Source organism: Rhodoferax sp. (assembly GCF_023700745.1).
GTDB lineage: Bacteria > Pseudomonadota > Gammaproteobacteria > Burkholderiales > Burkholderiaceae_C > Rhodoferax.
On sequence record NZ_JAMPYG010000011.1, the window covers coordinates 1 to 12,631 of the forward strand.

Here is a 12,631-nt window from a genome sequence, read left to right on the forward strand (position 1 = left end):
AGTACGGTCACAGGTTCTCTCCTTCTATTGAGCAAGAGCTGCATGAGTTGGTCATCGCCCATAGCATCTTGCGTTGACAAATTGGTTCATTCCGCAAGCAGGTACTAACAAGCACCCCCAGATCGAAGTCTAATGCACATTAGGTGATTTTTGCCGCCAAATGTTCGTCTCTCGGTGCTGGGGCATCAAAAATAGTCCAGATTGCCGAGAGCACCCTGCTTATTCAATTTCTAGCGCTGCGGTGCACTGCACTGACACAGCATGGTTTTGATTGAGGTGCACCATGGCGGCCTGTGCGCGTGGGCCATATTGCACTGTGGCGTTGACTGCGTCAGGGAACTCCCCGGTATGCACATGGACACAACTGCAGATCGATCGCATGGCGCGGTGTTCGGTGACTTCATATGTCACGGTCGGCAAATCAAAGACTTGGCGGGTTTCAGCCACATACGCAAACGGCAGCTTGCCTTGACACGCTTGGCAATGGTCTGGTACGTCGTGAATAACGATTTCGTCGGGCTGTGCCACACATTGTGACAATGTGTTACCCGGGTGTTCCTTGTGTCCACCCGTTGGATTCTGACCTGCAATACGCAAGGACTTCGGCGCGGGTTTGTTCATGCCGTCGCTTGATGGGGGCTTGCTGGAGTTGCGACTATTCATCTTGCGTTGCGATTGCAACTGCTTGACGGCTTCCTGCAATACAGTGATCTGCTCTTGCAGCATCAAAATCAGCGCACCGTTCTCGGCATGGCTTAACTGATTCAGGCTTGATGGGTTTTGTATTGCGTTGGATTATCGACTATCGCCTCAAGGTGGGGGGTGAGTAGTTACAACAATTGCGATAAATTGCAAACATTTCTTCTGCCGCACGCGATGACGGGATTGCCTGACTGCGGGAGTTTTTTTACAGCCTCAACGGCATGCGCAATCCTGCCCTAGCGCAGCCGTGACAGTGCGGGTCAAGTCCTTCCACGGCACATACCGTGAAGAGGCCAGATCATGCCAAAACAAATTTCGTCTTCCACCGCCACTGCGGTGACCTCTTCCATTTCATCGCCTGTGCCAGTATTGCCAGAGACCGGCTTTTTGCGGCAGCCGCAAGTGTTGGTGTTCGTTCCCATTTCAAAGTCTACTTTGTGGAGACGTATCCAAGCGAAGTCCTTTCCGGGGCCCGTGAAACTTTCGGCTCGCGCCACGGTGTGGCGTGCCGAGGATGTTCGGCGCTGGATTTCTGAGCAAGGACAATGACTGCTATTGCGCCCAACGAATGACGCTCGTGCCGTGCCTTGGGGAATGCGGGGCGACTCCGAGGGTTTGGCGCCGAGCTCGGGGTGGCGCCGAAATCCCCCATCTTTCCTGGCAATTTGGCCTGGCGACTCCAGATGAAAAGGTTGAGCATCAAAAAAATCAGGAGGCGTAATCTGTATGAGAAAAAACACCAAACCACATGATCGAAATCAAGACATGGCCGGCGAAAACGAAACGGCAATGCAATCCGTTGGGATGCTCAAAGCAGTGATCAGCGGCGAGACATATGAGGTTGTCGCCGCCAGGTTTGGCAAATCGCGTACCGCCGTCGAAAGACGTATCAAAGTTGTTGCGGCTCAGTTGAGCAAGGTGGTGGGAATTCAGGGACTCAGCGAGGAAGGTGCCGCTTTTGTTCGCCGTCTTCGCATGCACCGGGGTGCTATTCTGACGGCGCTGGAGTCTTTCGAGCCAGGCTCAGCTGGCAGGCCTCATGATACCCGCATCCTCTCTAGCGAGGAAATTGCGCAGGCAGTGTTGCGCATCAAGGGTCGAAGCAGTCGGCCTTGGCATGACATTGCACTGTTCTACTTGCTGTTTGCCACAGGAGCCAGGCCTCTGGAGATTGCTCGATTGGAGGTGCGGGACTACCTTGATGCTGACGGCCGCGTGCGGCGGGAATCGCAGCTGCGCGCTGAAGTGGCCATCACCAAGAAACCCCGGTCTTTGTATTTCACCAGCACTCGACTTGACGAGGTACTGACGCTCTATTTGCAGGAGCGGCTGGCACTGAACTTGGGTGTGCATACGGCCGAGACTTTCCGAGGTCTCGATCCCGGCAGCCGCCTGTTCCTGTCCGCGACGGGTGAAGGTTTCAGGATTACACCTTATGGAAAAGAAGGGCAATTGCGCTTTCTATGCCGCCCCATCCTGGAGACCTATGACAAGCTGTTCCGGTACGCCGAAATCAAAAACGTGTCTGCACGATCAGCACGACGTACTGTGGTGTCCCGACTGTATGAACGCGGTGCCGATGAAGACCAGGTCGGACTGCTGTTGGGTATCAGCGAGCGCAGCGCCGTGCGTGCGCTGCTTTCTCGGCCCAAGCCAACCATTGATGATCTTGTTGACGAACTGATCTGAGGTACCGGGCTCATTCAGTGTCGAAGTCTCGTTGCATTTGACCTTGCATTCATTGGTGCTATAGGCCCTAGGCGATCCAACGTGGTGGCGAAGGAGCTTGTCAAGCATGAACATTCAGCGTTTCTCCATCAAGGGCTGCATTCTTGGCGTCGACGACCCAAAGTTGCAAGCGACACTCGCGCAGATTCACGAGACACCAGAACGTCCCCGCTGCCTGTGCGTGCCGGGCGGCGTGGAGATGTACGTGGCGCACCACCGGCAGTTTGTGATCAAACGCATGCCAGAAACGGGAAGCCAGCACCACCCTGGTTGCCCATCCTACGAACCTGAATTCCGGCAGTCCGGTTTGGGCGAATTGGTTGGCGAAGCGGTGCTTGAATCCGAGTTGGGTTCCATAGAGCTGCGAGTTGATTTTCCGTGGACAAGGACCACAGGACGAGGCGTGCCACGCGGCGAGTCGCAGGACGCGTCCGAGGTGGAAGTGCCACGCCGGCGCATGAGCCTGCGGGCGTTGACGCATTTCCTGTTCGAGCGCGCGGGATTCAATCGTTGGAGTCCGGCCATGGAAGGCAAGCGCAACCAGGGTGTGCTGCACAAGTACTTGCAGGAGGCTGCCGAAAGCATAGTGGTCAAAGGCGTGGCGCTGACTGAGAGGCTGTATGTGCCCGAGCCCTTCAGTGAAGCCGGCAAGGCCGCAACTGCCCAGCGACGTCGCGAGAAGCTGGCGGTATTGCGGCCCCGGGTGGGTCTAAACCCGTTGGCGCTGGTGATCGGCGAGTTCAAGGCGAGCGATGTGACGCCACTGGGGCGCCGGGTGTGGATCAAACACATGCCGGATGCGCCGCTGTTGATGGCAGCCAAGGCTTGGGAACGGATCGAGCGGGTGTTTGCCCCTTTGTTTGAAGCGCGGGATGCCGACGTGGGCCAGAAGGTGCGGCTGATGGTGGTCGCCCTGATTCGTGCACGCCGCGAGCATACCTATGAGATCGATGTTGCGAGCCTGATGCTGACCAGCGAGCACTGGATACCGGTTGAAGGTATTCACGAGTTGCCCTTGGTCCAAGCCCTGGTGGATCAGCAGCGGCGTTTCGTCAAACCCCTGCGTTACGACGCCAGGAGTGCAGCAAGTTTTCCGAATGCTCTTTTGTTGGACGCAGGCGCGTCGCCGGTTCCCTTGCATGTGGTCAGCGCCTATTTGGATCCGAAAGAACAAGCGGCCAAGGCACTTGCTCTGAAATCTGGCGATGACACGCAGTGGATATGGCGCACGAATGAATCGATGCCGGAATTGCCAGCCCGAGCGCGTCCATAGCGCGCTGGCAGACTCCCGGGCATCGGGTCGTGCTGTGCCGTAGGTAGTGCTTCAGCCGATGCCGAAACATCGCTTTTTTCGCGCTGCTTGTTTCTGGAGCGTTTCCTGTACATCCGTGAACATCGTGCTGCTTCGGTTGCCAATGCAACCCCAACCAACCCGACAGCACTTTATGAATCACCAACAGGTAAGCGAGATATGTTTCGAAGAGACCTACACCGTGCCAATCGATCAGACGGCACGTTCACTGTTCACCCGTTTACCGCATGGGAAACACTATGCCGAGACGCTCATCGAGTGTCTGGCCACCGGGTACCTGATCGCGGTTGTCGAGTCAATTTGCATCCGGGAGATGCAGCTGCAGATCGATCCTTCGGCGGAGGTGGTTGTCGGTCGAACCATTCACCTTGAGCATTGTGGCCCGATACCGCCCGGCGCAACGATTCGTCTGCAGGGCTGGGTAGAACGGCTGGGCCAGCGTAGCGCCACGTTTTGCATCAGGGCTTACGACGACCATGAACTCGTTTGCGATGGCAAGGTGACGTTGGTGGCGGCAGACCGTGCATCGATGGAGTCAAAAATTGCGACCAAGGTAAACGATCTTCTGAAGATTGACGTCGTTTCATAGAGGCAGAACAGCCCGGGAGCAGGTGTCTACTTACGAATCGATGAATTGGGCGCTGCTTGCGCCCCACCACGTCAGACAAGCCGGTTGACACAGCCGTTTTGCACGAGAGCATGAATCAGCGAATTCTTTCGCGATTCATGAAGGAGTGCATCCATGTCGAATGCAGTGGTCAAGGTCAATGGCAGCCAGGCTACGCTGCCCACCGTGCTCGGGCAAGGCCTGGCACGGATTCCTACCGGCGGAAAAATCCGCGCCGGTATTAAAGTTCTGACGGCAAAGGCGGCCGCACACCCCGATGCCCGCGCTATTTACGAGCGGGGCATGGCGGAGGGCGAATCGTTTATCCAAATTGAACAGGCGCTTGCCGCAGCACTGCCCCAGCTGAAAGCCCCGCTCATCCCCAAGAACGTGTCCTGGTTCACGGTTCGTGGCCAGGACTTTTCTAACCCAGAGATCGCCCGCCAGATTCTGGAGGCTCACAGCGAAGACCGAGGTGATGGCATCAAACGCCTCTACCGTTTTCCGGTGGTATTTCCCTCCGACTTTTGGCAGGTGGTGATGCCCCACGAACTGGCGGCCTGGGGTGCGGCAGAGAAGCGCAACTGGTCTGAATACTCGCCGGATGGCCGTGTGCGCTACTGCAAGCAGCATGCATCCGTGCCGTTTGATGACACCGGCAAGCGGGTGATTCGTCTGTTTGGCGGGCGCAAGACGATATTGCGTGAGCAGAACGGTGGTTTGTGTGACCCGGAATCCTGTAGTGAATACCAACTTCGCCAGTGCAACCTGACCGGGCGTTTCCTCTTTTTCATCCCGGGCATCCGCTCGATCAGCGCCTTCGAGTTGCATACGAACAGCTTTTACGCCATGAACATGGCGATCCAGAAGTTCGAGACCATCAGCTTCCTGCGCGGAGGGCGTATCTCGGGTTTTCTGGATAGCCAGCGCACGCCGTTTTATTTGACCAAGAAGCTGATGGAGGTGGCGCGTATCGACGAACAGGGCAGAGCGGTGCGGGTGCCGCAATGGATCATTGATCTGGAAGCCCCCGTCGATGTGACGGCGTTGATACGCCACAACGAGGATGAAGGTGCTGTCATCGTGCAGGCTCGGCAGGCGGTTCAGGTGCTGGAAGGTGCCAAGGGTCTGGAAGACGGCGCTGCAGTTGCCAATCAGATGTCCCCAGCAACAGAGCCAGCCGATAGCCAACCCGATGACAAGGTAGATTGGAAAGATATCGCCGTGAAAGGGCCGACGTTCGAACAGGTCAGTGATCGGGCCAAGTCGTATGGCATCGATCGGACCCAGTACGAAGCCTACGCTAACCAGCGCTGGGGCCCTGGCTGGCGCTTGAATGCTTTCGGTCGCCAACGCGCTTATGACGAGCTGGAGCGTTATCGGAACGACCCGAAGGGCTATCTCGACAAGATCGACTGCGCGATACGGGGGCGGGCGTGAGCGGGCAGGAGTCCGTCAAGACCGCGTTTGGCTCCGAGCACGCCCTTGATGATTTGGAAATCAAGGGGAAGCTGTTGAAGCCTTCACATATTTACCAGACACCCGTTCAGGAGTTCGCCATGATCCGTATTGCCCAGTTTTCTGATCTTCACTACAGCGCCAAGAATCTGGTCGAGGCTGACCGGTGCTTTCGCCATGCAGTGGACCGCGCCATCGCTTTGAAGGTCGACGCTGCCGTCGTGTCCGGCGACTCGACGGACCATGCGCTGGACCTGCATTCACCCGCAGTGGAGCGCTTGGCGCGCAACATCCGGCGTCTGGCTGACCATTGCCCGGTGCTGATGCTGCAGGGCACGTTCTCGCATGAACCGCCAGGCGCCCTGTCTATGTTCCGGCTGTTGGGTGGACGCTACCCGGTGCACGTCGCCGACCGGATCGGTCAGGTGGGGCTCACGGCTGACGGGCGTTGGGTGGCGTCGGAAGACTGGCAGTTCATAGTCCTGCCTATTGGGTTGCGGGCCTTGTTTTCTTGCGTGCCAACGGTGAACAAGGCGGCTGTGGCGGCCACCGTGGGTGCCAGCTCAGCGGCAGAAGCTGTGGGGGAGCATCTTGCCCTGCTGCTTCGTGGGTTCGCAGCCAGCAACCAGGCGGCACGTGCACAGGGCCTGCCCACCATCGGGGTGTCGCACGGTACGGTGTTTGGTTGCATTTCAGAGCATGGCGTGCCCATGGCAGGCTTTGACCACGAATTCACAACCGGCGCGCTGTTTGCCGCAGAGGCTCAAGCCTTCATGCTGGGCCACATTCACCGGCATCAGGCCTGGGAGAACAAGACTGCGGCGTTTGAGGGCAGGGCGGGACATCAGTGCATCGCCTATCCCGGCTCCATCGGGCGCTTTCATTACGGCGAGGAGGGTGAGAAGGGCTTCCTGGTATGGGACATCGGCGCGGGCGAGGTGCGCTTCACGCTGGAGCCCACGCCGGCGCGCCGTACCCTTGACATCGTGTTTGAAGGCAAGCCCGATCTGGCCGGGCTGCGTGAAGCAGTCGAGCGGGAAGGCATTGCCGGGGCCTTCGTTCGGGTGCGCTGGACCGTGGCCGACGAGGATCGGCACGAAGTGGACCGCACGGCGATGCAGGCACTGTTGGCGGGCGCAGCGGAAGTCAAGCTCGAAGGACGCATCGTGCCGGTGGTGCGCACACGGGCGGCGGGAATCTCCCAACTTGCCAGCCTCGCGGACAAGGTGCGGGCTTGGGCCACATCTACTGAAGCGAAGCCCCAGCCGCTGCTCGATTGCCTTCAGGTGCTGGCAAGTCAGACGCCAGAAGCGATTGCCGAGCGAATCCTGTGCTGGACTGCGGTGCCCGCAGCGGAAGTCATGACGGAGTTGTCATTGACCGAAGACGCAGAAGCGGAGTCCGCACTGTTGTTCTGACGGGGCCACCCAAGGCGCGAATGGACTTGAACAAAGCCCATCGTGCGCGAGACTGGTTCCATCCTCTATATGGAGCACGATCATGCAAGTACTTTCACTGACCCTCAAGGGGTTTCGGGGCATCCACGATGGTTTGGGGCGTGATGAACTGAGCCTGGACTTCGAACGGTTGGCCGATGGCGCCGAGCTGGTCGCCATCGCTTGCGCCAATGGGCGGGGCAAGACCACCGTTATGGACAATATGCATCCCTTATGTTGATTTTGGTGTGTCAACACAGGACATCTGTCACCTGTGGGCCGACTCAGAATTGCACCGACACATGCTGCGCATGCGAACCGTAACTTCCCTCCTCAGTGTCTTGGTTGCCCGCTCAAGCCGCCTTGAGGTACATGTCGATGTGCATGGAGGTGAAGGGGCACACCACGCCGCCACTTTCGGTACGTTCTACCAGGCCTAGTTCAGCCAGCGTCAGCACGTCCTCATGCACGCGCTTCACATCGCGCCCCACTGCACGGGCCAGTTCCCGCACCGATAGTTCACCCTTACCCTGACAAGCCCGGACAATCTCCCAGCGCTTCTCAGAAAGCTGACCGAAGAAGTGACCAGGGCTCTCAAAGTTTAAGACTTCGCCTTGATAGGTATCGGCCTTGGCTAACTGCCCCGACGCGCGCAAAGCAGCTTGCCAGTCCGATTGCATGGTGATGGTGAGGTAACGATTCATCATGGTGCTCTCCGGGCGGCGACTGCCGCAATAAAGTCTTCAACCAACTGATCTACACCGACAAAGGCGTACGGAAACTCCTGTCCGTCGAGATGACAGTGGTCACCTTTGCCACGCTCATTGTCAAAGCCAACAACGCGCACGCCATTCAGGGCATACACCGCCCGGTATTTGTAGCCATGCTCTGTGGGCGGCACCGGCGCAGGAACCTTCCAGACCACCAGTTCAATCACCCCGCCTTCGGGTGTGATGTTCTTGAACTTGGTAATCAATCGCGCTTGCATGTTGGCAATTATGCCAACAACAGGGCCGATGGTCAATACTTCGAGGGATGCAAGGGAGCCAGTTGGCCCAGGGGTAGGGCGTGCAAGTCTTTATTGGTCAATTTATCGGCCGGCCGACGCCTTGTGCAGCTCCGTTCAATGACGAGCGCCCACTTTCCGTCAATACCTCTGGCTGTTGAGGGCCCCTTGCAGATTTTTGCCGAGGTCACGCCTCGACCCGGCGCAGTCCGAGGCCCCCGATTCCGCCATCATTGGACTTGATAAAACCGCTGCCCATGAGATTCTGATCGGACCTTCACTTTTAAGGCCAACCATGCAACCTCTCTCACTCACCCTCAAGGGCTTTCGCGGCATCCGCGATGGCCTGGGTCTCGATGAACTCACGCTGGACTTTGAACGCTTGGCTGACGGCGCCGAATTGATCGCCATCGCCGGTGCAAACGGAAGCGGAAAAACCACGATCATGGACAACCTCTCGCCGTTTGCCACGCTGCCGAGCCGCGCAGCGATGGCGGGGTCGGGTGGTTTCTCCTACTACGACCATGTTTATCTACCCGAAAACGAGAAAGACCTGACCTGGGCGCACGAAGGCCGCAGCTACCGTTCGCAGGTGGTCATTCGGCTCAACGGCCGACGCAAGACCGAAGCCTTCCTGCACGTGCTCGACGACAGCGGACGCTGGCAGCCAATGCGCCTCGACGACGGCACGGTGTCCGATGGCAAGGTGGAGACCTATACGCGCTGCGTAGAAAACGTCTGCGGTAGCGCCGAGACGTTCTTCACTTCCGTGTTCTCGGCCCAAGGCAAGCGGCAGCTCAACACTTACCGGAACGCCGAAATCAAGACCTTGCTCGCCGACCTGCTCGGACAGGAGGAAATCCGTGCCCTGGGACAGAAAGCGTCGGAGACGGCTCGGCTGCTCAAGGCCGGTCTCATGGCAATCCGACAGGAAATGGCCGGATTGGACGTGGAGGGTGAGCAGCTGAGCGCCGAACAGTATCGGCTCGGCAGCGCGGCTGACCGGGTTACCCAGGGGCTGGCGGTGCGCCTGGAGGCGCAGCACGTGCTCGATACCGCCCAAGCAAGACATGCGCAGTTGATGGCCGGGCGCGAGCAATCGCGGGCCACCGAGGCGCGTCGCGTTCAACTGGTGGCCGAGCGCCAATCCGTGGCCGACGTTGGCTCGCAGACCGAAAGCGCGCTCAAGGCGCAGGACAAGGGAGAGGGCCTGCGTCTCGAACGGCTGGATCAGCGCATTGCCGACCGCGTGCAGCAAGAGCGTACCCGGCGTCAGTCTCTGGCGCAATCGCGGCGGCGATGTCTGGAAATACTCGCCGGGGCCGACGCGGTGCGGCGTGCGGGCAAGCGCCTGCCGTTGGCCGAGCGGGTGCTGTCCCTGCGCAGCGTGCGCACCGGTGCGTGCCGCCTGCAAGCGCAACGGCTGACACAGAGCCAGGGAACTGAGCGCCTGATCCAACAGAAGGTGTCCAGCATCGAGCGGGATGCGGGCCAGGCCGTACTCAAGGCCGACGAGCTTGTCCATCGGTTCGGACTGACCGGGGAGGTGCCTTGTGCTGGAACCGATTTGCAGGGCCGGTGCCGGTTGCTCGGCGATGCGCACGAGGCGCAGGCTCTGGTTCCCAGCGCCCGGGCCCAGATCGTCCACCTGACCCAGGAGAAGGCGCAGGCGCAACGCGACCTGGCCGCTGTCCGCCGACAGAGCGAGGCGCTGATGGGGGCACCACGGGCATTGGCATGGGCCGAGCACCTCGAAGCCATTGCGCGAGACCGCGTTACCCGTCTGTCCGTGCTGGTCGCGAAGGCCGGAGAGTGTGCACAGGCGCAGATGACGTTGGCCGATATTGCACAGGAACTGGCTGCGCTGGGGCACAGCGACGTAGCAGCCAACGGCGCCGAGACATCTGAGGAACGGACCGAACGCCAGCAGATTGCTGCGTCGCGGCGAGCGATTGCGGAACAGTCGGAGCGGCAAGTTCGGCAATCGAGTGCGGCGCTGGCTCGCCTGGATGACGCCCTTGCGGCGCTGCCGACAGCGTATGACGAGCAACGGCTGGTCCAGGCCGCGAAATCATTGTCGGATGCCCGCGCTGAGGTGGCTTCAACCGAACAGTCACACCTGGCGGCCGTGCGGGACGCGCAGAATCTGGAAGCACTGTTGCAGCAGTCGGTCGCACTGGCCACCCGGCGAGAAAAGGTCGATGCGCGCAGGGCCTATGTTGAAAGCGAACTGGGCAACTGGAACCTCTTCGCGCGCTGCATGAGCAACGACGGCTTGATCGCGCTGGCGATCGATGACGCCGGCCCAGCGCTGTCGGTACTGGCCAACGACCTGCTGCTGGCGTGCTATGGGCCGCGCTTTACGGTGTCCATCCACACCCTGCTGGAAACTGCCAAGGGCGAACAGAAGGAAGGCTTCGACATTGTGGTACACGATGGAGAGACCGACGACAGCAAGAGCGTGGGCCTGATGAGCGGCGGCGAACGCACGTTCGTGGAGGTCTGCCTGACTCGCGCGATCGCACTGTACCTGGCGCAGAACACGGGGCGGCGGTATACGACGCTGTTCTCGGACGAGGCGGATGGCGCGCTCGATCCAGAGCGCAAGCGCATGTTCATGGCGATGAAACGCGAGGTATTGCGCCTGGGTGGCTACGAACGCGAGTTCTTTGTCTCGCAGACGCCGCAACTGACGGCGATGGCGGATGCTGTGATCGATCTGGATACGTTGAAAGTCGGGGCCCGGGAGTCAGGATGTGTCGCCGCTGCAGTCTGAACCATTCCGGGCCTACGCGGGTCAACCGATACCCGCGCGTGTTGTGCTTCCCGTCTGTGTCGCCATCGGAGCGGTCTGTGCTGAATCGAGATCACCTGCGGTTTGATGTTGCGATGCACTTGGGCGATCTCGCGTTCACGTCGCTTCAGCTGCATCCGGCTTTCCTGCCAAGCGCGAAGTAGTGGTCGACCAGCGCAGTCAGGATTTGACAGGCTCCCAAGTCGTCGATCAGCGCATCTGATACCGGGCGACACCGGTCTCATCCAGCTCGATTTTTGCCTCGCCGCGATGCAGTAGATAGTTCAGACAGGCCAGGCTCTCGCCCGTGGCCAGGTTCAACAGGCTGCCGTCGGTCTCGCCGATACTGCGCCCAAACAGGGCGGCAAACACATCGATCGCGCGCCTGGGTTCTTTCAGGGTGTGGCGCAAACGGTCCAGTGTGCGCTCCTGCGATGCTGCCAGGTAGTGCAGCCGGGCGTGCAGGCCGCGAAAACAGTCGTTGTGAGATGGCAAGACAAGCACATCGTCGGGCACCTCGCGTTTGATCTTGGCCAATGACTCCAGCCACGCACGCATGGGGTTGGCGTCCGGTTCGGTGGGGTGGACGGATACATTGGAGGAGATGCGGGGCAACACCTGGTCACCCGAGATCAATAATTTCAGATCGACGCAGTACAGGCAGGCGTGCTCGGGCGAATGACCGGTGCCAACGATAACGCGCCAGGTGTTGGCGCCGATCCTGATCTCTTCGCCATCCTGGATGCGCCGATAGCTGTTAGGCAAGGCATGGATATATTTGCCAAAGTTACCAAAGCGGGCCTGGTAGTTTTCTATGGCACTGCTGCTCCAGCCAGCACTGTGGTAGAACGTGACACCATCCTCGGGCGCCTCGCGGCCCGTGTCGGCAGTTAACACGCGGCAGTTCAGGTATTCCAGCTGGGTCATCCACAGACGGCAGTTGAATTTTCGCGTCAGCCAGCCTGCCAGTCCGATATGGTCTGGATGCATGTGGGTGCCAAAAACTCGCGTCAAAGGGCGCTGTTCGTTTGCATTGGCAAATAAATCGCGCCATGCCGCCACGGTTTCGTCGGTACGCATGCCGGTGTCAACCACGGCCCAGCCATCGTCGTCTTCGAGCCCCCAGACATTGATGTGATTGAGCGCCATGGGCAGTGGCATGCGCATCCAGACCACGCCGGGCGCGATCGCGATCACTTTGCCAGCTTCAGGCGGCGATGCGAATGGATAAATGAGTGTCGGCTTCTCAAGCCTGTCGCGTTGAAGCGAGATGTCAGTCATAGGCGGCGACTTTCGCAAGAATCTATCAGAAGGGCAATAGTACCTGTGTTGGTACGTCAGTGTCCTTGCATCCATTGCGAAGGGGGCAGTGGTGGTTCAGCGAGTGCGCTCCCGCAGGAGAGAAGCGGTCCAATGCCTTGGGTGACTCGGCATAACGAGTGTTTGACGCGGGCAGTGGCCTGTATCTGGTCCTAAACTCTGGGCGGCGCTATGCCACGCTATTCTCTGATGAGTCCGATGGACCATTGGATTCTGAGCGCAAACGCATGTTCATGGCGATGAAACGGGAAGTCTTGCGTCTGGGCGG

At 59.4% G+C, this 12,631-nt stretch carries 12 protein-coding genes; 8 read left to right on the top strand and 4 right to left on the bottom strand.

Annotated features, from left to right (window positions below; genetic code table 11):
- Positions 1–219 precede the first annotated feature (219 nt).
- Positions 220–726 (bottom strand): DUF6444 domain-containing protein, encoded by a 507-nt coding sequence (locus NDJ10_RS09870; RefSeq protein ID WP_296161674.1) that lies wholly within the window; start codon positions 724–726, stop codon positions 220–222.
- Between the two features lie 276 nt (positions 727–1,002).
- Here NDJ10_RS09870 and NDJ10_RS09875 point away from each other — a divergent pair, with 276 nt between their 5' ends.
- The 7 genes from NDJ10_RS09875 (at position 1,003) to NDJ10_RS09905 (ending at position 7,484) form a co-directional block, all read left to right on the top strand.
- Positions 1,003–1,251 carry an AlpA family phage regulatory protein gene (locus NDJ10_RS09875; protein WP_296161676.1) on the top strand — a complete coding sequence of 83 codons (249 nt, stop codon included), beginning with the start codon at positions 1,003–1,005 and terminating at the stop codon, positions 1,249–1,251.
- A 177-nt stretch (positions 1,252–1,428) separates the two neighbouring features.
- Complete coding sequence (locus tag NDJ10_RS09880; RefSeq protein WP_296161678.1) at positions 1,429–2,391, top strand: site-specific integrase; 963 nt, start codon at positions 1,429–1,431, stop codon at positions 2,389–2,391.
- Positions 2,392–2,497: 106 nt separating this feature from the next.
- Complete coding sequence (locus NDJ10_RS09885; protein WP_296161679.1) at positions 2,498–3,703, top strand: DUF1173 family protein; 1,206 nt, start codon at positions 2,498–2,500, stop codon at positions 3,701–3,703.
- 172 nt (positions 3,704–3,875) lie between these two features.
- Positions 3,876–4,331 (top strand): hotdog domain-containing protein, encoded by a 456-nt coding sequence (locus NDJ10_RS09890; RefSeq protein ID WP_296161680.1) that lies wholly within the window; start codon positions 3,876–3,878, stop codon positions 4,329–4,331.
- A 153-nt stretch (positions 4,332–4,484) separates the two neighbouring features.
- Complete coding sequence (locus NDJ10_RS09895) at positions 4,485–5,789, top strand: hypothetical protein (RefSeq protein ID WP_296161682.1); 1,305 nt, start codon at positions 4,485–4,487, stop codon at positions 5,787–5,789.
- A gap of 74 nt (positions 5,790–5,863) precedes the next feature.
- Positions 5,864–7,225: a metallophosphatase family protein gene (locus NDJ10_RS09900; RefSeq protein WP_296161683.1), complete on the top strand. Its 1,362-nt coding sequence runs from the start codon at positions 5,864–5,866 to the stop codon at positions 7,223–7,225.
- Positions 7,226–7,307: 82 nt separating this feature from the next.
- Positions 7,308–7,484: a hypothetical protein gene (locus NDJ10_RS09905; protein WP_296161686.1), complete on the top strand. Its 177-nt coding sequence runs from the start codon at positions 7,308–7,310 to the stop codon at positions 7,482–7,484.
- A 112-nt stretch (positions 7,485–7,596) separates the two neighbouring features.
- On the opposite strand, the gene NDJ10_RS09910 is transcribed toward NDJ10_RS09905, so the two are convergent.
- Positions 7,597–7,950: a hypothetical protein gene (locus NDJ10_RS09910; protein WP_296161688.1), complete on the bottom strand. Its 354-nt coding sequence runs from the start codon at positions 7,948–7,950 to the stop codon at positions 7,597–7,599.
- On the bottom strand, positions 7,947–8,231 hold the full coding sequence (locus NDJ10_RS09915; RefSeq protein ID WP_296161690.1) for a DUF6516 family protein: 285 nt from the start codon (positions 8,229–8,231) through the stop codon (positions 7,947–7,949). Before NDJ10_RS09915 ends, NDJ10_RS09910 begins: the two co-directional genes overlap by 4 nt.
- Positions 8,232–8,544: 313 nt before the next feature.
- On the opposite strand from NDJ10_RS09915, the gene NDJ10_RS09920 reads away from it, so the two are divergent.
- The gene (locus NDJ10_RS09920; RefSeq protein WP_296161692.1) at positions 8,545–11,025 is read left to right on the top strand and encodes an AAA family ATPase; all 2,481 of its coding nucleotides are present in this window, start codon (positions 8,545–8,547) and stop codon (positions 11,023–11,025) included.
- A gap of 228 nt (positions 11,026–11,253) precedes the next feature.
- Here the strand turns inward: NDJ10_RS09920 and NDJ10_RS09925 are convergent, their stop codons facing one another.
- A complete protein-coding gene (locus NDJ10_RS09925) occupies positions 11,254–12,324 on the bottom strand; it encodes an MBL fold metallo-hydrolase (protein ID WP_296161694.1) in 1,071 nt (356 codons plus the stop codon).
- Positions 12,325–12,631 lie beyond the last annotated feature (307 nt).

Coding starts and splice junctions, on each gene's coding strand:
- NDJ10_RS09870 (WP_296161674.1), bottom strand. CDS start 726: ATGCTGCAAGAGCAGATCACTGTATTGCAGGAAGCCGTCAAGCAGTTG.
- NDJ10_RS09875 (WP_296161676.1), top strand. CDS start 1,003: ATGCCAAAACAAATTTCGTCTTCCACCGCCACTGCGGTGACCTCTTCC.
- NDJ10_RS09880 (WP_296161678.1), top strand. CDS start 1,429: ATGAGAAAAAACACCAAACCACATGATCGAAATCAAGACATGGCCGGC.
- NDJ10_RS09885 (WP_296161679.1), top strand. CDS start 2,498: ATGAACATTCAGCGTTTCTCCATCAAGGGCTGCATTCTTGGCGTCGAC.
- NDJ10_RS09890 (WP_296161680.1), top strand. CDS start 3,876: ATGAATCACCAACAGGTAAGCGAGATATGTTTCGAAGAGACCTACACC.
- NDJ10_RS09895 (WP_296161682.1), top strand. CDS start 4,485: ATGTCGAATGCAGTGGTCAAGGTCAATGGCAGCCAGGCTACGCTGCCC.
- NDJ10_RS09905 (WP_296161686.1), top strand. CDS start 7,308: ATGCAAGTACTTTCACTGACCCTCAAGGGGTTTCGGGGCATCCACGAT.
- NDJ10_RS09910 (WP_296161688.1), bottom strand. CDS start 7,950: ATGATGAATCGTTACCTCACCATCACCATGCAATCGGACTGGCAAGCT.
- NDJ10_RS09915 (WP_296161690.1), bottom strand. CDS start 8,231: ATGCAAGCGCGATTGATTACCAAGTTCAAGAACATCACACCCGAAGGC.
- NDJ10_RS09920 (WP_296161692.1), top strand. CDS start 8,545: ATGCAACCTCTCTCACTCACCCTCAAGGGCTTTCGCGGCATCCGCGAT.
- NDJ10_RS09925 (WP_296161694.1), bottom strand. CDS start 12,324: ATGACTGACATCTCGCTTCAACGCGACAGGCTTGAGAAGCCGACACTC.